The organism is Pseudomonas sp. GV071 (assembly GCF_003050835.1).
Lineage (GTDB): Bacteria > Pseudomonadota > Gammaproteobacteria > Pseudomonadales > Pseudomonadaceae > Aquipseudomonas.
On the sequence record NZ_QAOJ01000006.1, the window covers coordinates 348,622 to 373,007 of the forward strand.

Annotated in this window: 23 protein-coding genes; 18 read left to right on the forward strand and 5 right to left on the reverse strand. The window is 60.5% G+C overall.

The genetic code is table 11. The annotated features are described in order from the left end of the window. Nucleotides 1-9: 9 nt before the first annotated feature. Genes C8K61_RS14210 through flgB form a run of 5 tightly spaced genes read right to left on the reverse strand, consistent with a single transcriptional unit; the run spans nucleotide 10 to nucleotide 3,439 of the window. Nucleotides 10-735 carry a flagellar basal body rod protein FlgF gene (locus tag C8K61_RS14210; RefSeq protein WP_108096903.1) on the reverse strand — a complete coding sequence of 242 codons (726 nt, stop codon included), beginning with the start codon at nucleotides 733-735 and terminating at the stop codon, nucleotides 10-12. Between the two features lie 9 nt (nucleotides 736-744). Beyond that, complete coding sequence (gene flgE / locus C8K61_RS14215; RefSeq protein WP_108096904.1) at nucleotides 745-1,932, reverse strand: flagellar hook protein FlgE; 1,188 nt, start codon at nucleotides 1,930-1,932, stop codon at nucleotides 745-747. A gap of 34 nt (nucleotides 1,933-1,966) precedes the next feature. Then, nucleotides 1,967-2,635 carry a flagellar hook capping FlgD N-terminal domain-containing protein gene (locus C8K61_RS14220; RefSeq protein ID WP_108096905.1) on the reverse strand — a complete coding sequence of 223 codons (669 nt, stop codon included), beginning with the start codon at nucleotides 2,633-2,635 and terminating at the stop codon, nucleotides 1,967-1,969. Further along, nucleotides 2,635-3,063 (reverse strand): flagellar basal body rod protein FlgC, encoded by a 429-nt coding sequence (flgC, locus tag C8K61_RS14225; protein WP_108096906.1) that lies wholly within the window; start codon nucleotides 3,061-3,063, stop codon nucleotides 2,635-2,637. Before flgC ends, C8K61_RS14220 begins: the two co-directional genes overlap by 1 nt. A gap of 4 nt (nucleotides 3,064-3,067) precedes the next feature. After that, a complete protein-coding gene (gene flgB, locus C8K61_RS14230) occupies nucleotides 3,068-3,439 on the reverse strand; it encodes a flagellar basal body rod protein FlgB (RefSeq protein ID WP_108096907.1) in 372 nt (123 codons plus the stop codon). Nucleotides 3,440-3,637: 198 nt separating this feature from the next. On the opposite strand from flgB, the gene flgA reads away from it, so the two are divergent. The 18 genes from flgA (at nucleotide 3,638) to galU (ending at nucleotide 24,368) form a co-directional block, all read left to right on the forward strand. After that, the gene (flgA, locus tag C8K61_RS14235) at nucleotides 3,638-4,315 is read left to right on the forward strand and encodes a flagellar basal body P-ring formation chaperone FlgA (RefSeq protein WP_256589435.1); all 678 of its coding nucleotides are present in this window, start codon (nucleotides 3,638-3,640) and stop codon (nucleotides 4,313-4,315) included. A gap of 1,073 nt (nucleotides 4,316-5,388) precedes the next feature. After that, nucleotides 5,389-5,892: a transcription/translation regulatory transformer protein RfaH gene (rfaH, locus tag C8K61_RS14240; protein WP_108096908.1), complete on the forward strand. Its 504-nt coding sequence runs from the start codon at nucleotides 5,389-5,391 to the stop codon at nucleotides 5,890-5,892. A 169-nt stretch (nucleotides 5,893-6,061) separates the two neighbouring features. Further along, nucleotides 6,062-6,538 carry a hypothetical protein gene (locus C8K61_RS14245; RefSeq protein WP_108096909.1) on the forward strand — a complete coding sequence of 159 codons (477 nt, stop codon included), beginning with the start codon at nucleotides 6,062-6,064 and terminating at the stop codon, nucleotides 6,536-6,538. Nucleotides 6,539-6,659: 121 nt separating this feature from the next. After that, entirely contained in the window at nucleotides 6,660-7,820 is a 1,161-nt protein-coding gene (locus tag C8K61_RS14250; RefSeq protein WP_108096910.1) for an outer membrane beta-barrel protein, read from the forward strand. Between the two features lie 68 nt (nucleotides 7,821-7,888). Next, a complete protein-coding gene (locus C8K61_RS14255; RefSeq protein ID WP_256589436.1) occupies nucleotides 7,889-8,392 on the forward strand; it encodes a polysaccharide biosynthesis/export family protein in 504 nt (167 codons plus the stop codon). Next, the gene (locus C8K61_RS14260; RefSeq protein WP_108096912.1) at nucleotides 8,392-10,626 is read left to right on the forward strand and encodes a polysaccharide biosynthesis tyrosine autokinase; all 2,235 of its coding nucleotides are present in this window, start codon (nucleotides 8,392-8,394) and stop codon (nucleotides 10,624-10,626) included. Before C8K61_RS14255 ends, C8K61_RS14260 begins: the two co-directional genes overlap by 1 nt. 176 nt (nucleotides 10,627-10,802) lie before the next feature. Next, nucleotides 10,803-11,549, forward strand: a complete 747-nt coding sequence (locus C8K61_RS14265; protein WP_108096913.1) for a tyrosine-protein phosphatase — start codon at nucleotides 10,803-10,805, stop codon at nucleotides 11,547-11,549. Continuing rightward, the gene (locus C8K61_RS14270; RefSeq protein WP_108096914.1) at nucleotides 11,546-12,313 is read left to right on the forward strand and encodes a hypothetical protein; all 768 of its coding nucleotides are present in this window, start codon (nucleotides 11,546-11,548) and stop codon (nucleotides 12,311-12,313) included. Before C8K61_RS14265 ends, C8K61_RS14270 begins: the two co-directional genes overlap by 4 nt. Further along, nucleotides 12,314-13,708, forward strand: a complete 1,395-nt coding sequence (locus C8K61_RS14275) for an undecaprenyl-phosphate glucose phosphotransferase (RefSeq protein ID WP_108096915.1) — start codon at nucleotides 12,314-12,316, stop codon at nucleotides 13,706-13,708. An 86-nt stretch (nucleotides 13,709-13,794) separates the two neighbouring features. After that, on the forward strand, nucleotides 13,795-15,264 hold the full coding sequence (locus C8K61_RS14280; RefSeq protein WP_108096916.1) for a hypothetical protein: 1,470 nt from the start codon (nucleotides 13,795-13,797) through the stop codon (nucleotides 15,262-15,264). Next, the gene (locus tag C8K61_RS14285) at nucleotides 15,261-16,529 is read left to right on the forward strand and encodes an oligosaccharide flippase family protein (protein WP_108096917.1); all 1,269 of its coding nucleotides are present in this window, start codon (nucleotides 15,261-15,263) and stop codon (nucleotides 16,527-16,529) included. The genes C8K61_RS14280 and C8K61_RS14285 overlap by 4 nt, the downstream gene beginning before the upstream one ends. Further along, entirely contained in the window at nucleotides 16,526-17,443 is a 918-nt protein-coding gene (locus C8K61_RS14290) for a glycosyltransferase family 2 protein (RefSeq protein ID WP_108096918.1), read from the forward strand. Before C8K61_RS14285 ends, C8K61_RS14290 begins: the two co-directional genes overlap by 4 nt. Nucleotides 17,444-17,621: 178 nt before the next feature. After that, a complete protein-coding gene (locus C8K61_RS14295) occupies nucleotides 17,622-18,668 on the forward strand; it encodes a glycosyltransferase family 1 protein (RefSeq protein WP_108096919.1) in 1,047 nt (348 codons plus the stop codon). Then, nucleotides 18,665-19,819, forward strand: a complete 1,155-nt coding sequence (locus C8K61_RS14300) for a glycosyltransferase (protein WP_108096920.1) — start codon at nucleotides 18,665-18,667, stop codon at nucleotides 19,817-19,819. Before C8K61_RS14295 ends, C8K61_RS14300 begins: the two co-directional genes overlap by 4 nt. 20 nt (nucleotides 19,820-19,839) lie before the next feature. Beyond that, the gene (locus C8K61_RS14305; RefSeq protein ID WP_108096921.1) at nucleotides 19,840-21,249 is read left to right on the forward strand and encodes a mannose-1-phosphate guanylyltransferase/mannose-6-phosphate isomerase; all 1,410 of its coding nucleotides are present in this window, start codon (nucleotides 19,840-19,842) and stop codon (nucleotides 21,247-21,249) included. 81 nt (nucleotides 21,250-21,330) lie between these two features. Next, complete coding sequence (locus C8K61_RS14310) at nucleotides 21,331-22,350, forward strand: NAD(P)-dependent oxidoreductase (RefSeq protein WP_158272509.1); 1,020 nt, start codon at nucleotides 21,331-21,333, stop codon at nucleotides 22,348-22,350. 18 nt (nucleotides 22,351-22,368) lie between these two features. Continuing rightward, nucleotides 22,369-23,391, forward strand: coding sequence for a UDP-glucose 4-epimerase GalE (gene galE / locus C8K61_RS14315; RefSeq protein ID WP_108096923.1), 1,023 nt, complete (start codon nucleotides 22,369-22,371; stop codon nucleotides 23,389-23,391). 143 nt (nucleotides 23,392-23,534) lie between these two features. Next, the gene (galU, locus tag C8K61_RS14320) at nucleotides 23,535-24,368 is read left to right on the forward strand and encodes a UTP--glucose-1-phosphate uridylyltransferase GalU (protein ID WP_108096924.1); all 834 of its coding nucleotides are present in this window, start codon (nucleotides 23,535-23,537) and stop codon (nucleotides 24,366-24,368) included. The last annotated feature ends 18 nt before the right edge of the window (nucleotides 24,369-24,386 follow it).

Below are 24,386 nucleotides of genomic sequence, written 5' to 3' on the forward strand. Positions count from 1 at the left end.
GTTCTTCCTTTAGCCGCGAATCAAGCGGGTGCCGGCCTCGGACAAGTCCTCGGCGGCTTTCATCATCTTTACCTGGGTTTCAAACAGGCGGTTCAGGCTCATGGTCGCGGTCAACTGGTCGATGGCCGAAACGTTGCTGGTTTCCAGGTGGCCGCTGACCAGCCGTACATCCTCGCTGGCCTGGGCCGGTTGGCCGTCTTTACGCACCAGCAGGCCGGCCTGGGTTTTCACCAGGTCGGCTGGCTCGGCGTCGACCAGCTTGATGCGGTCCACCTCGGCCATCACGAAGTCGCCACGGGGCATGATCGACACCGTGCCGTCATTGCCGATCGACACGCTGTCGTACTCCGGCAGCACGATCGGCCCGCCCTCGCCCAGCACCTGGCGACCGTTGATGGTCAGCCGGCCCTGCTCGTCCACGAGCATGTTGCCCTGGCGGGTGTAGGCCTCAGCGGTGCCGTCCTGCAAGGCGATCAGGCCATCGCCACGAATGGCGAAATCCAGATCGCGGCCGGTGGCGGCCAGGGTGCCGGAGGTCATGTTCACCCCACTGCTTTGCGGCAGCGCCAGGTGCCGGCTGTCGTAGCCATAACCCTGCACGTCGACGGTTTCGGCGCGCTCCATGTCGGCGCGAAAGCCCGGGGTGTTGACGTTCGCCAGGTTGTTCGCCCGCACGCCCAGGGCACTCATGGTGCGGCTGGCGGCGGTCATCGCGGTGTAGCCCAAACGGTCCATGGTTCAACCTCAGATGGCGCTGAACAGCACTTGATTGAGTTCTTTGTCGGTGGTCAGCACCTTGGTGTTGGCCTGGTAGTTACGCTGGCCTTCCATCAGGGTCACCAATTGCGCGGTGAGGTCGACGTTGGAGCCTTCCAGCGCGCCGGTGATCACCGAACCGAACTGGCCGACGCCGGGTGCGCCGATCAGTGCGGCGCCGGAGTTGCTGGTTTCGGTCCAGGCGGTGCCACTGACGTTTTTCAGGCCTTCGGCATTGGCGAAGTTGGCCAGGACTACCTGGCCCTGCAGCAGGCGCTCGCCGTTGCTGTAGTTGACGTAGATCTTGCCGCCCTCATCGACCGCAATACCGGTCTTCTCGCCCGAGGCGTAACCGGACGCCTTGTTGGTGGTCACGGCGAAGTCCGAGCCGTACTGGGTGGTGCCGGTGAAGTCCACGGCAATCGCCAGGGGGTCAACACCGCCAGCCAGGCCAGCGGCGTTGACGGTCACTGGAGTGGCCGGGGCGGTGAGCATGCCGGCCGAGTCGAAGCTCAGGTTGGTGTTGCCCGAGGCGGTACCGTCGACAAAGTTGTGGCTGGTCCAGCTGTTGTCCGCCGTCTTGACGAAGTACTGGGTCAGGGTGTGTTCCTTGCCCTGGGAGTCGAACACCTTGGTGGTGTAGGTGGAGTTGTAAGTGGCGGCATCGGCCACATCGAAGGCGGCGGCCGGCACGGTTTCATCGGCGTCCAGGTTGGCGACAAAGCCCAAGCTGTCGGTGGCCTTGGCTGGCAGGCTGCCGGTTTTCAGCTGCAGGTCGCTGATGGTGCCGTTAAGCAGATTGCCGTCGGCGTCGGTGGGGTAGCCCTGCAGACGCTGGCCGGAACTGTTCACTACATAGTTGGCGGTGTCGGTGCCGAACACACCGGCGCGGGTGTACTGCTGCTCGCCCGTGGTGTTTTTCACCACGAAAAAACCACCGCCGGAAATTGCCAGGTCGAGGCTGCGGCTGGTGGAAGTCAGCGAGCCGCCGAGGCTGATGCTCTGGGTGTTGCCGAGTACTTCAACGCCCATGGCCTGGCTGTCGGCATACACGCTGCCGAACTCGGTGCGCGAGGATTTGAAGCCGACGGTACCGACGTTGGCGATGTTGTTGCTGACGGTGTCGAGTTGGTCGCTAACGGCGTTGAGGCCGGTCAGGGCAATGTTGAAGCTCATGGAGGGTCACCTTGTCTGGAATGGAAAGAAGGGCTCAGGCCGTGCGGGTGCCGGCGCCAAATTCAACGATGTTGTAGAACGGCACCGAACCAATGCCTTCAACCTCCAGCACCGGGCCTTCACTGCTAACGCGGACATTGCTGACCACCCCGCCGATCTCCACTTTGGGGATTTCGCCGCTGCTGGTCTTGATCGCCACGTCGTACTTGCCGGCAGGCAAGCCAAGGGCTTCGGGGTCGATGTTGAAACTCATCAGCCCGGCATCCTGCGGGCCCAACTGCACTTCAGTGACCACACCGTTGGCGTTGGTCAGTTGCAGGGTAGTGGTGGACGAGTTGTGCTCCAGCTTGGCCTGGCCGCTGAGGGCCGTGCCGTCGAGCTGCACGCTGTCGGCCGCGACCATCACCTGCTGGCCCACCAATCCGGCAGCCGTAAGGTTCTGCAGGTTGTCGGAGAGCACCAGGCTGTTCTTCTGGATGGTGTTGAGGTTCTCTAGGCTCTGCACCTGCGACAGCGCCGAGTACTGGTTGATGAACTGCGAACTGTCCACCGGGTTGGTCGGGTCCTGGTACTGCACCTGGGCGACCATCAAGCTAATGAAATTGTTCTGCAGCTCCGACACGTCATTGAGGTTCACCGCCTGGGATGGCAGTGCGGTGTCGTTGCTGTTGGTGGTAGTGCTGGTTGAACTCACGCTAGCCATCAGGCATCTCCCAGTTTCAGCAGACCCTGCTGCATGCTTTTCACACGGTTGAGCACTTCAACGTTGGTTTCGAAACTGCGCGAGGCCGACATCATGTCGGTCATCTCTTCGATCTCGTTGACGTCGGGGTAGAACACATACCCATCGCGGTCAGCCAGCGGGTTACCGGGCTCGTAGCGGCGCTGCGGGTCACGTCCGGACTGCACCACGTCGAGCACCTGGACATGGGCGCCGCCCATGCCGGCATTGCGCGAGAGCTCGCCGTTCTCGTACACCGCGGCAAACATCGGCTTGCGCGCCTGGTACACATCCTTGGCACTGGTGGCAGCGGAATCCGCGTTGGCCAGGTTCGAGGCCACGGTATTGAGGCGCACGGTTTGCGCATTCATCGCCGAGCCGGCGATGCGGTAGATCGAATCGAATGCCATGGGCTTAACGTCCTTCGATGGCTTGTTTAAGGCCGCGGAATTTCATGCTGAGAAAGGTCAGGCTGGTCTGGAAATCCATCGAGTTGCGGGAGAACTCCGCCTGCTCGACGCTGAGCTCCACCGAGTTGCCATCCTGTGAAGGCTGAGTCGGCACGCGGTACATCAGCTCGCTCGTGGCGCTGCTGGTACTGGCCGTCAGTTGCGCGCTGAACGGGCTGTTCAGGCGCGACATCTCACCGGCGAAATCGATGTCCCGCGCCTTGAAGCCAGGGGTGTCTTCGTTGGCCAGGTTGGCCGCGAGAATTTCGCTACGCTGCATGCGTAAATCGAGGGCACGTACGTGCACGCCCAGTGCTTCTTCAACCCGTATACTCATCAGCCAACCCTCTCGGTACATTTTGCTGATTGGGCTAGAGCACGAACCGTGCCGGGCTGCTAAAACAACTGTATCTGGCTGATTTAATTGAATAATTCAAAAACCATCAGAAACAATAAAGGCGCTGCACTTCCGCTTTCGCGGCGTTATTGCAGGCCATGCGGAAGAGCCATTTCCGCTCTTTTCCTGTTGCTCGGTTTGAGCGCCATCAGCCAGGCCAGCGACACCTCTCGCCAGCAAGTGGAAAAGGCGTTGGCGCAACAGATGCAGCAGCTGATCACTCCGCTGGCCAAGCAGCAGGGCTGGCAAAAACCGCAGGTACAACTGCAACACGAACTGCCTGGCGCCCTGCCCGCCCAACCGTGCAGCCAACCCTTGTTGGTGACACGTAGCGGGGACGATCCATCGCCCCTGGCACGTCAGCGTTTCGTGCTGAGCTGCGCGGATGCGTCGGGCTGGAAGGTCAATGCCAGCACCTTGGCCACAGTGTTTGTGCCGGTGGTGTTTGCCCGTGTCGGGCTGGAGCGTGGGCAGGGCATCACCGCTGGAGATCTGCAGCTGCAGCCGGTGAACATCGCCAAGGCGACGCGGGGGTATTTCAACCAGGTTGAGCAGGTGGTGGGCTTGAGTGCCAAGCGGCGCATTCGTGAAGGCCAGCAGCTGACGCCGGCGTTACTGACCGGGGCGGTGCTAGTCAAGCGCGGGCAGCAGGTGGTGATTCAGGCAAACCAGGATGGGATTCAGGCCAAGGCGGTGGGTGAGGCGTTGGCAAATGGGCAGTTGGGGGATGTAATTCGGGTTAGGAATTTGGGCAGCGAGAAGGTGATTGAAGCCAAGGTGATTGAAGCGGGGGTGGTGAGCAGTACGTTTAACTAGTTACTGCTTCGCGGGGACTGTCACACAGCCAAGGAAGATCACCACTAAACGCCAAGCAAACCCAAACAGCAGAAAACAAAAAACCCGCCGAAGCGGGTTTTTCTCAGACCATCCCAACATCCTGTCGGCAGCCATCATGGCAATGGTCGATCGTCCCTGATCCTGAAGCACTCCCTGCGCTTCAGTGACGGGTATAGATTAAGAAACTTCCTACAAGCATAAAAGGCGATATCCGACCCACGTCTTGTAAGCCATTCGCTATAGCGAAGCGGCGACTCTCGCTTCCTCAGCAGAACCTAGCGCTCGCTCGGGCCAAAACCGGGCGTCCCTTGCACCCCATAGAACCCCGCCAGACGGCTCTACACCGGCTTTTACACTGCTGCCCCACGAGCAGCACAACAACAATCTGCGCCATTTCACCTCGCCTGCACGGCACGATAGACCTGCCGCCTGGCCGATACGGCGTAAAAACCAACGCCGACCGTCTAAAAAAGCCCGCTTTGTCATCGTTTAGTAGCAGCAGGGACTTTTACTGCACAGCAAGTGTGCACAAATCGCTCTAGCGCCTGGGACGCTTGGGCTGCAGCGGGTAATTTCTCCGTTACAAACCGACCGTTGATCGGACGAACGAACGGAAAAAACCTTGAACAAAAGCAAAAAAAACAATCCAACCAAAGTCGGGTCAAACCCTGACCAGGCGGTGCTGCAGTGGGATGTTTCGCACTGAAAAAACAGCGTTTTCCCTGATGTGTAAGGGACTTAATACAGTTCACAACTTTAAAGATAGCAGGTTGCCATCCCTGCAAAAGCCAGCTTATGCTCCGCCCCCGCTGCGCGCCGGTTAATTTTTTTTGAACTTTTCAATAAAAATAAACCTAACGAAATCAGCTAGAAATCCTCGCTAATCGCGAGCGCCATGAAAGCGACACATTGCTTCGTTAGCATGGCATTTAGGTAGTGGCATATTTTGTGCTTTGTGGGAATTAGGTCCTGGAGCAGGTGCGTAGGCTTTTTCAGCGCACAGCCCCAGATATCTCAGCCAGCTTGATCTCGCGAAGTGGAGTGAACGGTCTATGGAAAGACTCAGCACCACCCAGCCGGCCTGGTACCTCTTGCAGTGCAAAGCACGTCAAGACAGCCGCGCCGAGGACAATTTGCTCCGGCAGAATTATGTGACCTTCCGGCCGCAGTTGGTGACGCAACGCCTGTTGCGTGGCAAGCGCCAAAGCGTGCTCGAATCGCTTTTCCCCGGTTACCTGTTTATCCAGTTGAGCCATGAGGACAACTGGTCTGCGCTGCGCTCCACACGCGGAGTCAGTCGCATCGTCAACTTCAACCACGGCCCCGCCACGGTCACCGATCAGGTGATCGAGCATTTGCGCGCGCGCTGTTCGGGGGAGATGCCCAGCCAGCTGTTCAAGCCGGGCGACAAGCTGCAAATCATCCAGGGGCCATTGAACACGCTGGAAGGCATCTTCCTGGCAATGGATGGCACCGAGCGGGTGATGATCCTGCTGCAGTTATTGAGTCGTGAACAACCTGTACGCGTGCCCTTGAGCCACATCAAGAGCGCGTGAAAAGACCGTTAAAACGCGTCACCGAAGCTGCTTTCACCACACTTACAGCCACAGCGTTATCAAGGACCATACGTGTAACCTTGGGGCGGTAGCGTGGGGGAAAGGACCGTTTTTCCGAGGCTGGCCAGCATCGCCAGCTCTGCACCAGGCCAGCCCTGAAGGACATCCCATGCGTGCCATCTACGCCACCGCCCTGTTGTCTTTGCTGACCGTGAACGCAGCCCATGCCGACCCGCAAACCGTTGGCGCGCTTCAGGCCGCGCACGTGCCGCTGAGCATTAACCAGGTGCGCAGCCTCAGCGCCGCCACTGGCCAGAGCCTGGCGATTGCGCTGGGCAAATTGGCCAAGCGCTCCCCGGAAAACGCGGCGACCATTGCCTCGATAAGCGTCGCCATTCACCCGGAATTGGCCAGCGTCCTGGTGTCGGCATTGGTCACTGCCGCGCCGCAGCAACTCAACGAAATTCTCGCCGCAGCGATTGCCGTTACCCCGGAGCAAGCCGCCGAGCTCGCCACCCTGGCGTCCGATCTGCAGCCCACCGCCGCCGGTGCGGCCAGCCTGAGCGTGGACAGCAGTGGAACCGGCGTACCCAGCACAGGCAACGCCGGCAGCGCCAGTAATCTGAACAGCGCCAGCCCGAGCTGATACACGGCACATAACTTGATGAAACCATTTGTAAATGCCGCGCACTAAGCGAAGCGGCACAGCTTTCTCGTATGCCCTGACGCGCGCCTCGCCGCAGGAATGAACACAGCAAGGACTTCGCATGAAATCGATCCGTCGGCTAGCCCTCACGCTTGCAGCTCCGACCGTACTGCCCGCCTCGGCCTGGGCACTGGAACCACAAAGTGTCGACGTGTTCGGCCTGCAATTCACCCCGACCTTGGGCGTGAAGGAAAGCTACGACGACAACTTCCGCGAACTCGAACACGACAAACAATCGTCGTGGATCACCAGCATCAAACCGGCTTTCGAGCTGCTGGCCGAGGACCGCAACAGCGCGTACCGCCTGCGCTATGAAGCCAACAGCGAGATCTACCACGACGACTCCGATGCCAGTAACACCGACCACAAGGTGACGCTGGACAGCATCATGGAATTCAGCGCCAGCCAGCGTCTCAAGCTGCAGGCGCAGTACCGCAAGACCGAAGACACCGGCGACACCGCCGTGGAAGATGAAAACGACAAGTACCACTCCACCTCCGTCGGTGGCGTGTACACCCTGGGCTCGCAATCGGCGGCCAACCGCCTCGACCTCGGCGCCACCTACGAAGAACTGCGTTACGACAACAGCGGCGACATCAACGCCGATGAAGAGCGCGACACCACCGCCGTCAACGCGGTCTGGTACCACCGCCTCGGCGGTTCGACCGAGTCACTGGTCGAGTTGCGTCACGCTGATTACGACTACGTGCTCAAAGACAGCCCGCGCAACAGCAAGGCCGATGCCGTGCTGGTCGGTGGCACCTGGGAAGCCACAGCGAAAACCACCGGCAAGGTGCGTGTTGGCTACGAGAAAAAAGACTTCGATGACAGCAGCCGTGACGACCTCAACAGCCCGATGTGGGAGATCGGCGTCGACTGGGAACCGCGTACCTATTCCAAGGTCAGTCTCACCACCAGCCGCGCTTTCGATGAAGGTGACGACGGTTCGGATGCAATCAAGAACACCAGCACCATGCTGGCTTGGTCGCACGAATGGACCCCGCGGATCACCTCGAAGGTGTTTTATGAATTTGCCACGCGCGACTACGAAGGCCAGGACCGTTCGGACGACCTGTCCCGTTCGGGTGTAAGCCTGACCTACAAACCGCGCCGCTGGCTGGATGTCGCCTTGGGGTACACCTACAAGGACAACGACTCCAGCGCCGCCGATGAAAGCTACACCCGTAACGTCTACATGATCAGCTTCACCGGCAGTCTCTGAGCGATAGCAACCTGAGTCGTACCTATATCTGAGTCGTACCTATGATCCGCAGAATTCTTGTTTCGCTGATGACCCTGATTGTTTGCCAACTGGCCCTCGCCGAAGGCGATGGTCAGTACAAGCTGGCCTCCGGTGATGTCGTGCGCATTGCCGTGTATGGCGAAGCCGATCTGAGCTTCGAGGAGGTTCGCCTGAACGACGCCGGCACTTTCTCCTACCCGTTTCTGGGGCAGGTCAAAGCACTGGGCAAAACCCCTAACCAGATCGAAGAACTGATTGCCGACAAACTGCGTGACGGCTACCTGAAAGACCCCAAGGTCACGGTCAGCGTCATCACCTACCGCGAGTTCTATATCAGCGGTGAAGTGCAGAAACCCGGCGGCTATCCCTATCAACCCGGGCTCACCCTGCAGCGCGCCATCGCGCTGGCCGGCGGCCTGACCGAACGTGCATCGACCAAACGCGTGACCATCGTTCGTGGTAATGGCGAAACCCGCCAAGGCGAGAAAGCCACTCTCGAAACCGCCATTTTGCCTGGCGACACCATCACCATCGAGCAAGGTTTTTTCTGATGAACGATATCCAGCGCATCAACGCAGAACGCGTCATGCCCTTCCGAAATACCAACGAAGACGACGACGTCATCGACTTGGTGAAACTCGGCAGCGTGCTCTGGCAAGCCAAGTGGAACATCGCCGCTCTGGTCGTCATCGTCACCATGCTGGCCGTGGTTGCGGTACTCAACATCAAGCCACTGTTCTGGGCCAGCGCCACCCTGATGATCGAGGAAAAGAATCCTCAGGTGCTGTCGTTCCAACAGATCTACGACCCGGCCGACACCACCAGCGAATACCTGCAAACCCAACTGGGCTTGCTGCAATCGCGTGCCCTCGCCGAGCGCGTGGTGAATGAACTGGATCTTACCCGTCACCCGCTGTTCGACCCGCGCCAGCAGCCACAACCACTGTTCAGCCTGCGCGGCATGATCAAATCGCTGGGCGTCGCCGAGTTCGCCCCTGGCCTGTTCCATGACGATGACAGCGGCCCCAGCGAACAAGACATTTTCGATCAAGTCACCCAGCGTGTACGCGACATGGTCGGCGTGCAGTTGGTGGGCAAGAGCAAGCTGCTGGCGATCACGGTAGAAATGCCGGACGCCGAGCTGGCGGCAAAAATCGCCAACGCCTGGGCCAATGGTTTTATCGAAAGCCAACTGGACGCCAGCCTCGACATGTCGCTGGCCACCACCAGCTGGATGAACTCCCGTCTGCAAGAGCTGCGCGGCAAACTCAAGGATGCCGAGAACACCCTGCAGGCATACCGCGAATCCGAAGGCCTGGTGGACGTCGACGGTGTCGCCACCATCAGTGCCAACGAGCTGTCGATGACCGGCAACCGCATGATCGATGCCCGCCGCGCCCGTGCCGAAGCCGAAAGCCAGTATCGCCAAGTGCAGGCCATGAACTCCGGCGGCCTCGACCGCCTGGCCAGTGTGCCGGCCGTGCTCGGTCACCCGCTGATTCAACAGTTCAAAGGCGAAGTGGCCAAGGCCCAAGCCAAGGTCGACGAGTTGTCGCGTCGTTATGGCGACAAGCACCCGGCCATGGTTGCCGCGCGCTCTGACCTCGCCGCCGCTACCGCCAGCTTGCAGTCGCAGGTGGAACTGGTGGTCGCCGGTATCGAACGCAACTACCAACTGGCTCAAGCCAACGAAAGCTCGCTGAACAAGTCGTTCAACAGCAACAAGGCGCAGATCCAGGACATTTCGCGCAAAGAGTTCAAGCTGCGCGAGCTGCAACGTGAAGTCGACAGCAACCGCGTGCTGTACGAAACCTTCCTGACCCGCTTGAAAGAAACCGCAGCGACCTCGGACATCAACTCCTCGAACGCACGCGTGGTCGACAAAGCCATCGTGCCGATCAAACCGAGCAAACCACGCAAGTCGATGATCGTCTCGATTGCCGCCGTGCTCGCGGCGGTGATGGGCATCGGCCTGACCCTGCTGTTCGAAGCCCTGAACAACACCTTCAAAAGCACTGACGACGTCGAGAACAAACTCAATGTGCCGGTGTTCGGGGTCATCCCGATGGTGGCGAAAAAGAAACGCCAGCAGATTGCGCACATGTTCGAGCAGAACGAGGACAAGCGTTTCTGCGAGTCGATCCGCACCCTGCGCACCAGCCTGGTGTTGTCTGACCTGGATACCCCGCGGCAGATCGTGCTGGTCACCTCCTCCGTTCCAGGCGAGGGCAAAAGCTCGATCGCCAGCAACCTGGCGTTCTCCATCGCGCACATCGAAAAAGTGCTGTTGATCGATGCCGACCTGCGTCGTCCGACCATGGCCCGCAACTTCGACTTCCCGGTCGGCACGCCTGGCCTGGCCAACCTGATTGCCGGTACCGCCAAGCTCGAAGACTGCATCCGCACTGTCGGCAACGTCGACATGATGCCGGCCGGCATGGTGCCGCCGAATCCGCAGGAACTGCTGTCGTCGTCGCGCCTGACCAACATTCTCGACCTGCTGAAAACCCGCTACCAGCGTATCATCATCGACTCGCCACCCACCCAGGCGGTCAGCGACTCGATGCTGCTGGCAACTATTTCCAACGCACTGTTGTACGTCGTACGCGCCGAAAGCACCTCGATTCCGATGGTGCAGAAAGGCGTGGGTCAGCTGCTGCAGAACAATGCACCAGTGACCGGTGTAGTGCTTAACCAAGTGGACCTGCGCAAGGCCAAACGTTACGGCTACAGCTACTCCAACTACTACGAAAACTACGGCGAAACGCCGCAACCACAGCGCTGATGTCTGGCGGACTTGTGACACTGAGTGGGGCCTTTTGACCACTTGCCGATGGATCCGAACCTGCGCTCGACGCAGGTCATGGATCACCTGCCGATAACTTTTTAATCCGCCGCAAGCTGCCTGTTGTGCGCCCTGAAAAAGGCGCATGGCCTGCGTGAGCTTCGCCCGGAGGCGACATGATTGACCTGCATTCACACTTGCTGCCAGGCATCGACGACGGTGCCGCTGACATGAACCAGGCCCTGGAGCTGGCTGCGCACGCGGTTGCCTGCGGCACCACCCACATGGTCTGCACGCCCCACTTGCACCCGGGCCGCTACAACAACAGCAAGACCAGCATCAGTGCCGTGGTCGAGCGTTTTGCCGTGGCCTTGAGCAAGGCCGGCATTCCTCTGCAGGTCAGTGCAGCGGCCGAAGCGCGGTTTGATTCGGACCTGATCAACCTGGCCCTGCGCGGCGAATTGCCGTTCCTCGGCGAGTGGAATGGGCGCAACGTGCTGCTGCTGGAATTCCCCCACCAGGAGATTCCGGCGCAGGCCGACAAGCTCACTGCCTGGATGCTGAAGAACAACATCCAGCCGCTGATTGCCCACCCCGAGCGCAACAAAAGCCTGATGGGTGGCAATAACTACAAACGGATTGAACCTTTCCTCGCTCAAGGCTGTTTATTGCAGGTCACGGCCGGTTCGGTTGCCGGCGATTTTGGCGCCGCTGCGCAGGAATTGGCCGAACGTTTTCTACTCGCCGGGCAGGTCACGATTCTCGCCAGTGATGCACACAACATGAAACATCGTCCGCCTAACTTGTTACCTGGCCTCGCCCACGCCACCGAATTGCTCGGTGAGTCGGCCGCCCGCCTGTTGGTGGACGACAACCCGTGGCGCATCGCCCGAAGCCATTTTGCCAACGCGAGTGCTGCATGAACGATCTGGCCGTAGAACAACCCCGCAGCCGCGAACGGCGCAGCAACCGCCAGCCGCCGAAGCCGCAGAGCACCACCCAGCGAGTCCTTACGGTGGTGTGCCTGGCCGGTGCCGTGGCCTTGCTGCTGCCGGCTGGCGAAATGGCCCTGGCGGGCCTGGCCAGCTACCGCGCCGAACTGGCTGTACAGCGCTGGCACAAGACCAACGTGGCACCCACTGAACAGAAATGGCAGGCCGCCCTCAACGCTGCACAACAGGCTGAACGTTTCAGCCCGGTGGCCAGTGGCACCTACCTCGATCAACTCGGCCAGGTGTACGCCTGGCAGGCCTTCGACCAGCCGGTTGGCGCCGACAGCGCCCGCCCCTCGCGCCTGCTGGCGGCCCAGGCGTTTCGCCAGGCTGCTGCGGCACGCCCGACCTGGCCGAACACCTGGGCGCACCTGGCCCATAGCAAATACGCCCTGGGCGAGTTCGATGCCGAATTCGCCCACGCACTCAACCAAGCCAACCATTGGGGCCCTTACCGCCCCGATGTGCAGCTGGAACTGGCAAGCATTGGCCTACGCGCGTGGCCAATGCTGAACCACCAACAACGCGTGAACGCTGTCACTTCTGCACGCCAAGCCATGGATAGCACCAACGAAGCTGCGAAATCACTGTTCGCCCTCGCCCAGACCAACGGTCTGGACCAGACGCTCTGCATGAGCGCCACCGACGAGAGCGCATGGACCCGAAACTACTGCACGCGTGGAGGTAACCGCTAAATGACTTCCCAACACAGCAACCTCATGGCAAATCGCCGTGGCCTGACCTTCTGGGGCCAATGGGTGACTGCCATGTTCCTCGCCAACCTGGTACTCACCGCCTTGGTGGTGATGAAATTCGGCTCGATCCCGAGCGAATACCGGGTACTCGGTGTTCTCACCATCCTCGGTTCGGTGCCTTGCTACGCCGCCCTGCAGGTCTACCACAAACGCCACCGCTTGCTCTCGGGCATGGGCCGTTTGCTGGCTGGCTGGTGCCTGCTGCTGGGGGCGCTGATGACCATCGCCTTCGCCACGCAGACCACCGGTGTGTACTCCCGTGAAGTGGTATTCAGCTGGGCGATTCTTGGCTTCACTGTCCAGGTGCTCAGCTATATCCCACTGCGCATGATCACCCGTCTGCACTCGCGCAAACTGCGCAAGGACCGCCGTTCGGTGATCGTCGGCACAGGTACCCTGGCCAAAGAGCTGGCAGAGAAACTCAGCCACCCGAGCCGCGTGCCTCTGATCGGCATGATCGCCACCGAGAACAGCAACGCCAACGACAACTGCGACCTGCCGGTGCTGGGCAACCTCAACGAACTGCGTGAGGTGATCGAGCGCGAAAACATTCGCCGGGTGTACATCGCCGTGCCGCTGGGCGAGGTGCAACACATCGAAAACATCTACATCGACCTGCTCGACATGAGCGTCGACGTGGTGTGGATTCCAGACTTCGGTTCGATGCTGCTGCTCAACCAGTCGATCTCCGAAATCGAACACATGCCCGCCATCTACCTCAACGAAAGCCCGATCAGTTCGCACCCGGCGGCTCTGTTCGCCAAGGAAGCCATGGAGCGTTCCCTGGCCGCCCTCGCCTTGCTGCTGCTGAGCCCGTTGATGATCGGCATCGCCATTGCGGTACGCCGCTCCTCCCCTGGCCCGATCCTGTTCAAACAGGAACGCCACGGCTGGAACGGTGAAGTGATCAAGGTGTGGAAATTCCGCTCGATGCGGGTTCACGCGCCAGAAACCGTAGTCAAGCAAGCCACCCGTGGCGACGACCGCATCACCAAAGTGGGCGCGTTTATCCGCCGCACCTCGATCGACGAATTGCCACAGCTGTTCAACGTGGTGTTCGGGGAAATGGCCCTGGTCGGCCCTCGCCCTCACGCGGTGACCCACAACATCTACTACACCGACAAGATCCGCGCCTACATGGCCCGTCACCGGATCAAACCGGGCATCACCGGCCTGGCGCAGATCACCGGCCACCGGGGTGAAACCGAGACCATCGACAAGATGCAGCAACGGGTCAACCAGGACCTCAACTACATCAACCAATGGTCGTTGTGGCTGGACGTGAAAATCCTGATCAAGACGCCGTTCACCCTGCTGTCGAAAAACATCTACTAAGGCCTTCGGCCTGACTGCACCAGCCCGTCCTGGCCCTGCCCGGACGGGTTACTTCCACCCCTCTGCACGAGCGTTACCCAAGCACCATGGACGCCTTACCTATCGCCTTGTTTTGGGGGCTTGCCCTCTTCGGCCTGTTCGGCAGAGCGCACGTGCTGCTGTACCTGTTTTTCGGCTCCATTCCGTTTGGCGCCTTTGCGGTTATTCCGCCGGAAATCACCGGCGGCCTGACCCTCACCCCGACCCCGATGGTGGTGCTGCTGATCATTCTGCGCAGCGTCGCCAGCCCGGGTGGGCTGGAATTCTTTGCCGGCGCGGCGTTTTCACCAAAACGCCTGTTCTTGTTGTTCATGTTCTGGCTGGTAGCGATCTTCGTCACCATCTTCATGCCCCGTTTGTTCATGGGCAAAATCACCATCATTCCGGTGCGCCTGGAGCTGTCGACGTTTGGTGAGCCGCTGATGCCCACCTCGCAGAACTTCTCCCAGCTGGCGTACCTGAGCATTTCGGTATTTGCCGTATTCGCCTTCACCCGCCTGCTGCGCTCGCCCGAGATGCGCAAACACGCACTGAACGCCATGTGCCTGGGTGGCGCGATGGCGGTGCTGACTGGTTTTCTCGACTACATGAGCCAGTACGTGGGCATGGACGCGGTGCTCTCGCCGTTCCGCACCGCCAGCTACGCGCTGATGACCGAAGTGCAGATCATGGGCGGCAAACGCATCGTCGGCCTGATGCCCGAGGCCTCGGTGTTTGGTGGCCGCTGCATCATGTTTCTGAGCCTGCTGTATTTCTTCCGCCACGCGATTCCCGAACGCTGGTTGCGCAAGCGCGTGGTACCGGTGCTGATCCCGCTGCTGATTCTGTTTGTCTGGCTGTCGACCTCCTCGGCCGGTTACGTCGGCCTGCTGGTGTTCTTCCTCGCAGCGGTCATCGAGTGGGCGATTCGCAAAAGCCAACGCCGCGCCGACCTGCTCTCCCCCAAGGGCCTGGGCCTGGAGTTCTGGGTGGCCTGGACGGCGCTGGTGGGCGTCGGCGTGGTGGTGCTGTTTGCCCCCGGCCTGCTCGACCCGATCATCGAAAAGATCAACGAGATGGTGCTGAACAAATCGCAGACCAGCTCCTATGAAGAACGCAGTATGTGGACCGCAGTGGGCTGGCAGGCGCTGATCGACAGCTACGGCTTGGGCGTGGGCATCGGCGCCACGCGGGTGTCCAACTCGCTGGTGGCGATCCTCAGCAACACCGGGGTGCTGGGCGGCGTGCTGTATTTCGCCTTCGCCCTGCAAACCCTGATGCGCAAGCTGCCCGTGCATGCCTCCGGCTTGAGCCGGGCGCTGATGACCGGCTGCCGCTACTCGTACATTCCGGCCTTCATCGTCGGCCTGTTGACCAGTACCACGCCTGACTTCGGCAGCTTCAACTCGTTCCTCTATGGCCTGGCGCTGGCGGTGATCATCACCACGCCGAAAAAACTTCCTCAACCTGAAGCCCCCAAGGTATTTCGCGTGATTCAACCGCCCATGCATCACCCGTTCGGTGACGTGCCACGATGAGTAAAACCCCCGGTCAATCCCGCGCTGACTTCATTTTTGTCTACCTGGCTTACACCCTGCGTTACCTCTACCTGCTGCTGCTGATTCCGTTCTACGGGCGGGTGCTGGGGGTAGAAGGTTATGGCGTGGTACTCGCGGCGATGTCGCTGATGACCATTGCCTGGCGCTTTGTGGAATGGGGTTTTGCCACCGTCGGCATGCGCGACATTGCTACCGCGGCGCCGGAGCGCTACGCCGGCCTGTTTGGCCAACAGCTCAGCGCGCGCCTGATTCTCGCGGTGCTGGCGCTGATCGGTGGCGCCATTGCCATCTGGCTGTCGCCGGTGCTCAAGGCCTACCCGGTAGCCGGCATGGCGGCGGTCACCCTGGGCATCGTGTCGGCGTTCAACCTGGGCTGGTACTTCACTGGCAGCAGCCGCCCACGCAGCGCGGTGAAATTGGAGGTGCTGGGCTTCGCAGTCAGCCTGGCGCTGATTTTCAGCCTGGTGCGCGACGAAGGCGACACCGACCTGGTGATGCTTTCGCTGCTGGCCTCGGGCGCCATTGCCCTGGCGGCTGCGCACTGGCTGGTACGGCGGGAAATTGCCAAAGCGCGAGTCAGCCTGCGCGACGGCCTGGCCCTGGTGCGCAGCTCCAGCACGGTATTTTTGTACACCGGTACGTCGGCATTGCTGGTGGCCTCCTCCACCTACCTGCTGAGCATCCTCTCCACCTCGGAGCAGGTCGGTGTGTTCGGCGCTGCCGAGCGTTTGATAGCCATCGGTTTGAGCGTGATGGCGCCGGCCGGGCAGATTTTCGTTCCACGCATCACCGCACTGTTCGTCAACGACACCGACGGCGCCCATGCGCTGATCCGCAAGGCCATGTTGCTGCTGGTGGGCATCGGTGCCTGCGGTCTGCTCTGCACCCTGGTGCTGGGCAAGTGGGTGGTGCCGCTGATCTTCGGCCCTGGTTTCGAACAGAGCGTGGCCATTCTGCAATGCATGGCGCTGCTGTTCCCGATCAGCGCCGTGACCCTGGTGCTGAGCAGCTACGTGCTGATCCCGCTGCACAAGGAAGGCCTGCTGGCCAAAGTGATTCTGTTCGGCGCCGCACTAAGCCTGCTGTGCGCAGTCCCATTGGGCATCTATTACGGCGCCATGGGCATGGCCATCGCGCGGGTATTCGGGGAACTGGTGGTGTTTGTCTGCCTGATTTTTCTGTGCTGGAAACTGGGCATCCTGGCTCGCATCTTCAACGTTAAACATGATGGGCTCGTCAAATGAAAGCATTCGTCGTCATCGCTACAAAAGGCCGCGCCAAAGAAACTTATCTTTTGCTCGATTACCTTGAACGCCAGACCCTGGCCGCCACCCACGTGGTGATCGTCGGCAGTGAAGACAAAGACGTCGAAGGCCTCGCCGCACACCCGACGGTGGCTGCCGGGCAGACCAGCATCCTGCTCTCGCGCGCCAGCCTGACCATTCAGCGCAACGCCGGCCTGGAGGCATTGTTGCCGCTGGTGGCGGGCCTGGATCCCAAGGACTGGTTCGTGACCTTCTACGACGACGACTTCCGCCCCGCCTCCAACTGGCTGGAAAGCGCCGCCCAGGCCCTGATCGCGCAATCGAAAGTGGTCGGCATCACCGGCAATGTGCTGGCCGACGGGGTCAACAGCGAGTTCGGCGTCAGTGAAGCCGATGCAGCCCTGTACCTGGCTGGCAGCAAGGCGCCTGAAGCGCATTGGTCGAGCAGCTCGACCATTCGCAGCGTCGACGGTTTGTACGGCTGCAACATGAGCTACCGCGGCACCATCGCCCTGGACATGCGCTTCGACGAGAACCTGCCGATGTACGGCTGGCAGGAAGACTTCGACTACTCCAGCCGCGCCCGCGCCCGTGGCGAACTGATTCTGTTGCCAACCTGCCGCGGCGTGCACCTGGGCTCCAGCTCCGGGCGTACCAGCGGTGTGCGGTTTGGCTACTCGCAGATTTCCAACCCGATCTTCCTGCTCAAGAAAGGCTCGATGAGCTACGGCAAAGCCAGCCTGCTGATGTCGAAAAACATCACCGCCAACGTGGTGAAAACCCTGCTGATGGTGCGCATCAAAGACTTCCCCGGCCGCCTGCGCGGCAACCTGCTGGCGTTCAAGCATTTGCTTTCCGGCAAGCTGGATCCGCTGCACGTAAACAAGATTTGAACGGACCTCGTGAAACTACTGCGCTCGGCCAGGCGGCGTTAAAAACAGACTCGCAATGCTCATTGGCTACAGCCAACTCCGCTTACTCGCCTGTTTTTGCCTTGCCTGGCCTTCGCTCGCTACGTTTCACAAGGCCCGTTTCACCGATGCCAGACCCGGGTATGAAAGGACCTGAAGATTGATCTATATAAATGCCCGTTTTCTCACGCAGTCGATCACCGGTGTACAGCGCTACTCCCTGGAAATCAGCTTGCAGCTGAAGAAGCTGCTGCCCGAGGTGCGCTTCGTCACTCCGCACAACATCGTGCAGCACGAAGCCGCCGCCGCCCTGGGTGCAGAAGTGATTGGCAGCCGCACCGGGCATGCCTGGGAGCAGATCGACCTGCCGCTGTTTCTGAAGAAGAACGGCTCGCCGCTGCTGGTCAATCTGGCCAACACCGCACCGCTGTTCTACCGCAACAAGATTTCCACCCTGCACGACATTGCCTTTGAGCGTTTCCCGGAAAACTTCTCATGGAAGTTCCGCCTCGCGTATCAGTTGGCCACGCCGCGCACGATCAAAAGCTCGCTGAAGGTGATCACCGTCAGCGAGTTCTCCAAGGGTGAGATCTGCGACATCTACAAGACTCCACCGAGCAAGGTGGTGGTGGTGCCCAACGCGGTGTCCGAGCTGTTTCAGCCGCAGCCGCAGGAAGCACACGAGCCCTACCTGCTGGCGGTGTCATCGCTCAACCAGCAGAAAAATTTCCACGGCCTGATCGGCGCGTTCAGCCTGCTCAAACAGAACAGCCACAAGCTGTACATCGTCGGTTCGCTGAACAAGAACTTTGCCGACCCGGGCCTGGTGGAAAAAATCGAATCCGATAGCCGGATCAAATTGCTCGGGCGGGTGTCCGACGAGCAGCTGATTGGTTACTACAGCGGTGCAGCGGCGTTTATCTACCCCTCCTTCTACGAAGGGTTCGGCATTCCACCGCTGGAAGCCCAGGCCTGTGATTGCCCGGTGATCGTCGCTAACGCAGCCAGCCTGCCCGAGGTCTGTGGTGACTCGGCGCTGTACTGCTCGCCTTACGACATCAACGACATCGCAGCAAAAATCGAGCAGCTCATCTCCAACCCAGCCCTGGCCCAGAGCCTGAAAGAAAAGGGACGCGCCAACGTCGCGCGCTTCAGCTGGGAAACTTCGGCAAACGGTGTTCTTCAGGTAATTCGGGAGTTCCAATGAAAGTCGCAATCATCCATTACTGGTGGCTCAGCAATCGTGGCGGCGAAGCCGTGTGTTCGGCACTGGTGGAACTGTTCCCGCAGGCTGACCTGTTTATCCATGTGTGCAACGAGGACGTGGTGCGCAAAGCCTTGCCCAGCACCTTCACCGGCACCATCAACACCACCTTCATTTCGCGCCTGCCAGGGGCGAAGAAGCACTATCAGAAATACCTGCCGTTCATGCCCATGGCCCTCGAGCAGTTGGACCTGTCGGCCTACGACCTGATCCTCAGCAGCGAGTCCGGCCCGGCCAAAGGTGTGGTCACCCGCCCGGACGCCGTGCACATCTGCTACTGCCACTCGCCGATGCGTTATGTCTGGGACATGTACCACGAGTACCTGTCGGGCGCCGGGCGCCTGATCCGCACCCTGTTCCCTTTCGTCTCGCACTGGCTGCGGGTGTGGGACCGGTTGTCGGCCGATCGCGTTGACCAGTTCATCGCCAACTCCAACTTCGTCGCCCAGCGCATTCGCAAGTTCTACCGCCGCGATGCCGAGGTGATCTACCCACCGGTGAACACCACCGAATTCAGCCCGAACGAAGTGCGCGGGGATTTCTACCTGTGCCTCGGTCAGTTGGTCGCCTACAAACGCGCCGACCTGGCGGTGGAAGCCTTCAACCAGCTCGGCTTGCCGCTGGTGGTGGTCGGTGAAGGCGAGATCTTCGAGAAGCTCAAAGCCATCGCCAAACCCAATGTGAAACTGATGGGCCGCCAACCGTTCCCGGAAATAAAGGACCTGCTGCAACGCTGCCGCGGCCTGGTATTCCCGGGCATGGAAGACTTCGGCATTGTACCGGTGGAAGCCATGGCAGCCGGCGCGCCGGTGATTGCCTATGGCAAAGGCGGTGCCCTGGAGACGGTAATTAACGGTAAAACCGGTATCCTGTTCCCCGAACAGACGGTGGAGTCGCTGATACAAGCGGTTCAGCAGGTTGAAAGTGGCGCGGTGACCTTCGATCCCGCCACCCTGCATGCCCACGCGGCCACCTTCGACAAAAGCATTTTCAAGCAACGCATCCAGGCGTTCGTCGACGACGCGTTGCTGGCCTCGGGCCCTGCGGTACAACGAACTACTCTTACTACTGTGCGTCCAGCCCTGACTGAATGACTGCAACAAGGAGGTCTACCATGCTTCTACCTATCATCATGGCTGGCGGTTCCGGCTCACGTTTGTGGCCGCTGTCGCGCCAACTCAACCCCAAGCAATTTCTGCAACTGGCCGACGCCCAGCTGTCGATGCTGCAGGCCACCATTGCTCGTCTGAAGGGCCTGGATATCGCCCTGCCCCGCCTGATCTGCAATGAGCAACACCGCTTCCTCGCCGCCGAACAGCTGCGCCAGCTGGATATGGAAAAGTCCAACATCCTGCTCGAACCAGTGGGCCGTAACACCGCCCCGGCTATCGCGCTGGCGGCCCTGCAAGCTGTGGCCGACGGCCAGGACCCCCTGCTGCTGGTCCTGGCGGCTGACCACCTGATCAAAGACGTCGACGCCTTCCACACGGCCGTGCGCACCGCCATGCCGCTGGCCGAGGCCGGCAAGCTGGTGACCTTCGGCATCGTCCCCGATCATCCGGAAACCGGTTACGGCTATATCGAGAAAGGCGCATCGAGCGGCGACGGTGGTTTTGCCGTCACCCAGTTCGTCGAGAAGCCGGACCTGGCCACCGCCACCGACTACCTCAAGAGCGGCGACTTCCTGTGGAACAGCGGCATGTTCCTGTTCCGCGCCAGCCGTTACCTCGAAGAGCTGGAACGCTTCCAACCCGCCATTCTCGAGGCTTGCAAAAAGTCTTTGGCCGGTGGCCAGCTGGACCTGCACTTCACCCGTGTGGATGCGGCCGAATTCGCTCTGTGCCCGGATGACTCCATCGACTACGCCGTGATGGAAAAAACCGCCGACGCCGTGGTCGTGCCGCTGGATGCAGGCTGGAGCGATATCGGTTCCTGGTCGGCACTGTGGGACGTCAGCGACAAGGACGAACACGGCAACGTGCTCAAGGGCGATGTGCTGCACCACGCCAGCAGCAACACCTATGTGCATGCCAGCAGCCGTCTGGTGACCCTGGTGGGCGTCGAAGACCTGGTGATCGTCGAAACCAAGGACGCGATCATGGTGGCGCACAAAAACAACGTGCAAGACGTGAAGAAAATCGTCGAGCAGTTGAAAGACGGTGGCCGCAAAGAGCACATCAACCACCGCGAGGTGTACCGCCCCTGGGGTGTGTATGACTCGATCGACGACGGTCACCGCTACCAGGTCAAACGCATTACCGTGAAGCCGGGCGCCAAGCTCTCGGTGCAGATGCACCACCACCGCGCCGAGCACTGGATTGTGGTCAGCGGCACGGCCAAGGTCACCAACGGCGACACCACCTTCCTGGTCACTGAGAACCAGTCCACCTACATCCCCATCGGCCAGGTCCACGCCCTGGAGAACCCCGGTGTAATTCCTTTGGAACTGATCGAAGTGCAGTCCGGTCCGTATCTGGGCGAAGACGACATCGTGCGTTTCGAAGACAAATACGGCCGCGCCTGATCCCCCCGGGTAGTCCGTAGCCACGCCGGTGCAGCGCACCGGCGGTCGGCTCCTCGCACATTGAATTTAAGGATGGAACAGATGAACTGCGCCGTGATTTTTGGTGGCTCGGGTTTTATTGGCGTGTTCTTCGCCAAGCAACTCATTGCCCAAGGTGGTTACGACAAGGTCTACCTGTTCGACAAAGAGCAGGTCACCCAGAAACCCTTCCCCTACCGTGCTCGCCTGGTGCATGAAAGCGCCGAAATCGTCGAGATCAACGGTGATGTGCGCCAGCCCATCAGCTGGCAGCCGGAAGAAACCGTGGCCCTGATCGCCAACTTCGCCGCCGTGCACAGAGAGCCCGGCCATGAAGATTTCGAGTACTACGAAACCAACCTGCTGGGCGCCGAAAACGTCACTGCCTGGGCTGAGTTGGTGGGTTGCACTGACTTGATTTTCACCAGCTCGATCTCCCCCTACGGACCGAGCGAAGAGCAGAAAGACGAACGCACCCTGCCGGTACCCGCCACCGCTTACGGCGGCTCGAAACTGGCGGCCGAGAAGATTCACCAGACTTGGCTGGCAGCTGACAAGGCCAACCGTCATCTGGTGATCGTGCGCCCTGGCGTGGTGTTCGGTCCGGGCGAAGGCGGCAACGTTTCGCGCCTGGTGAAAGCGGTGATCAAGCGTTACTTCTTCTACATGGGCAACCGCACCACACGCAAAGCCGGCACCTACGTGAAAGAGCTGTGCGCGGCGATGCTCTGGGTACTGGCGCGGCAGAAAGAACAGGGCGGCCATTTCTCCCTGTTCAACATGACCATGAACCCTGGCCCGTCGATTTCCGAGTACGTGGAAACCGTCTGCAGCGTGGCCGCCATCGAACGCAAAGTACCGGCCGTGCCCTACCCGCTGCTGCTCGGCGTGGCCTATAGCATTGATGCCATCGCCCGCCCGCTGGGGATCAAGCATCCGTTCAGCCCGGTGCGCATTCGCAAGCTGGTGCGCTCGAACAATGTGCTGCCGCATTTCCTCGTGGAAAACGGCTACCCCTACCAATACAGCCTGGCCACCGCCTTCGCTGACTGGAAAACCAGCTGCCCGGATGAGTGGCGCTAAGTACAGGCGGGATGCCCCATGAGCGAAACCATTCTGGTCACCGGCGGTGCCGGCTATATCGGCTCGCACACCACCCTGGCTCTGCTGGAAGCGGGCTACGAGGTGGTGGTGCTGGACAACCTGTGCAACAGCTCGCCGGAGTCGTTGCAACGGGTGGCAAAAATCTGCGGCAAGCAGGCGGAATTCATTCAGGGCGACATCCGTGACCGGGTGCTGCTCGATGAACTGTTCGCCTCACGACCAATCAGCGCGGTGCTGCATTTCGCCGGCCTGAAAGCGGTCGGCGAAAGCGTGGCCAAGCCGTTGGCCTACTACGAAAACAACGTCGCCGGCAGCGTCACCCTGTGCCAGGCCATGGCCCAGGCGGGTGTCTACCGGCTGGTGTTCAGCTCGTCGGCCACGGTGTATGGCGAACCGACACAGATGCCGATTCGCGAAGACTTCCCCACCGGCACGCCGACCAACCCCTACGGCCGCTCCAAGCTGATGGTGGAAGAGCTGCTGCAGGACCTGGCGCGTTCCGAACCGCGCTGGAGCATCGCCTTGCTGCGCTACTTCAACCCCGTGGGCGCCCACAGCAGCGGCCTGATTGGTGAAGATCCGAACGGCATTCCCAACAACCTGCTGCCCTATATCAGCCAGGTGGCCATCGGCAAACTCAAGCAGTTGTCGGTATTCGGCAACGACTACGCCACCGTCGACGGTACCGGCGTGCGTGACTACATCCACGTCGAAGACCTGGCCGACGGACACCTCAAAGCCTTGCAGGCAATCGTCGACAACGGCGGGGTGAAGATCTGGAACCTCGGCACCGGCCAGGGCTACAGCGTGCTGCAGATGGTCCACGCCTTCGAACACGCCAGCGGTCAGCCCGTGCCTTATCAACTGGTGCCACGTCGCCCAGGGGATATCGCCGAATGCTGGGCCGACCCGGCCAAGGCCGCCAGCGAACTGGGCTGGAAAGCCGAACGCGGCCTGGAACAAATGATGAGCGACACCTGGCGTTGGCAATCGGCCAACCCGCAAGGGTACGCGCAATAACGAATCACATCGGACGAAGTAGGTTGGGTTGAGCCAAAGGCGAAGCCCAACATGGATCTACACGCGGAGCCCGTTGGGCTCCTTGTTGGGCTTCGCTGTGCTCAACCCAACCTACGGGTTTAATTCCTTTCAGGAGCTTTTTTATGATCCGCAAATGCCTGTTCCCTGCGGCCGGTTACGGCACGCGTTTTTTGCCGGCCACCAAGGCCATGCCCAAAGAAATGCTGCCCATCGTCAACAAGCCGCTGATTCAGTACGGCGTTGAAGAGGCCCGCGACGCCGGCCTGCAACACATGGCCATCGTCACCGGCCGTGGCAAGCGCGCGCTGGAAGACCACTTCGATATCAGCTACGAGCTGGAGCACCAGATCCGCGGCACCGACAAGGAACACTTCCTCAAAGGCACCCGCGAACTGATCGATGGCTGCACCTTCTCCTACACCCGTCAGGTGGCCATGAATGGCCTCGGCCACGCGATCCTCTGCGGCCAACCGCTGATTGGTGACGAAGCCTTTGCCGTGGTGCTGGCGGACGACCTGTGCATCAACCTCGATGGCGACAGCGTACTCACCCAGATGATCAAGCTGTACAACCAGTTCCGCTGCTCGATCGTGGCAATCATGGAAGTACCGGCTGATCAGACCAGTAAGTACGGCGTGATTTCTGGCGAGCTGATTCGTGACGACCTCTACCGCGTGCACAGCATGGTGGAAAAACCCAAACCCGAAGATGCGCCGTCGAACCTGGCGATCATCGGCCGCTACATTCTGACCCCGGACATCTTCGGCCTGATCGCCGACACCGAGCCTGGCAAGAACGGCGAAATCCAGATCACCGACGCCCTGCTCAAACAGGCCAAAGCCGGTTGCGTGCTGGCGTACAAATTCAAAGGCAAACGCTTCGATTGCGGCAGTGCCGAAGGGTACGTGGAAGCCACCAACTTCTGCTTTGAAGAGCTGTACCTCAAAGGCAAGTAACAACCGCAACGCCCCTCC

Coding starts and splice junctions, on each gene's coding strand:
- C8K61_RS14210 (WP_108096903.1), bottom strand. CDS start 735: ATGGACCGTTTGGGCTACACCGCGATGACCGCCGCCAGCCGCACCATG.
- flgE (WP_108096904.1), bottom strand. CDS start 1,932: ATGAGCTTCAACATTGCCCTGACCGGCCTCAACGCCGTTAGCGACCAA.
- C8K61_RS14220 (WP_108096905.1), bottom strand. CDS start 2,635: ATGGCTAGCGTGAGTTCAACCAGCACTACCACCAACAGCAACGACACC.
- flgC (WP_108096906.1), bottom strand. CDS start 3,063: ATGGCATTCGATTCGATCTACCGCATCGCCGGCTCGGCGATGAATGCG.
- flgB (WP_108096907.1), bottom strand. CDS start 3,439: ATGAGTATACGGGTTGAAGAAGCACTGGGCGTGCACGTACGTGCCCTC.
- rfaH (WP_108096908.1), top strand. CDS start 5,389: ATGGAAAGACTCAGCACCACCCAGCCGGCCTGGTACCTCTTGCAGTGC.
- C8K61_RS14245 (WP_108096909.1), top strand. CDS start 6,062: ATGCGTGCCATCTACGCCACCGCCCTGTTGTCTTTGCTGACCGTGAAC.
- C8K61_RS14250 (WP_108096910.1), top strand. CDS start 6,660: ATGAAATCGATCCGTCGGCTAGCCCTCACGCTTGCAGCTCCGACCGTA.
- C8K61_RS14255 (WP_256589436.1), top strand. CDS start 7,889: ATGACCCTGATTGTTTGCCAACTGGCCCTCGCCGAAGGCGATGGTCAG.
- C8K61_RS14260 (WP_108096912.1), top strand. CDS start 8,392: ATGAACGATATCCAGCGCATCAACGCAGAACGCGTCATGCCCTTCCGA.
- C8K61_RS14265 (WP_108096913.1), top strand. CDS start 10,803: ATGATTGACCTGCATTCACACTTGCTGCCAGGCATCGACGACGGTGCC.
- C8K61_RS14270 (WP_108096914.1), top strand. CDS start 11,546: ATGAACGATCTGGCCGTAGAACAACCCCGCAGCCGCGAACGGCGCAGC.
- C8K61_RS14275 (WP_108096915.1), top strand. CDS start 12,314: ATGACTTCCCAACACAGCAACCTCATGGCAAATCGCCGTGGCCTGACC.
- C8K61_RS14280 (WP_108096916.1), top strand. CDS start 13,795: ATGGACGCCTTACCTATCGCCTTGTTTTGGGGGCTTGCCCTCTTCGGC.
- C8K61_RS14285 (WP_108096917.1), top strand. CDS start 15,261: ATGAGTAAAACCCCCGGTCAATCCCGCGCTGACTTCATTTTTGTCTAC.
- C8K61_RS14290 (WP_108096918.1), top strand. CDS start 16,526: ATGAAAGCATTCGTCGTCATCGCTACAAAAGGCCGCGCCAAAGAAACT.
- C8K61_RS14300 (WP_108096920.1), top strand. CDS start 18,665: ATGAAAGTCGCAATCATCCATTACTGGTGGCTCAGCAATCGTGGCGGC.
- C8K61_RS14305 (WP_108096921.1), top strand. CDS start 19,840: ATGCTTCTACCTATCATCATGGCTGGCGGTTCCGGCTCACGTTTGTGG.
- C8K61_RS14310 (WP_158272509.1), top strand. CDS start 21,331: ATGAACTGCGCCGTGATTTTTGGTGGCTCGGGTTTTATTGGCGTGTTC.
- galE (WP_108096923.1), top strand. CDS start 22,369: ATGAGCGAAACCATTCTGGTCACCGGCGGTGCCGGCTATATCGGCTCG.
- galU (WP_108096924.1), top strand. CDS start 23,535: ATGATCCGCAAATGCCTGTTCCCTGCGGCCGGTTACGGCACGCGTTTT.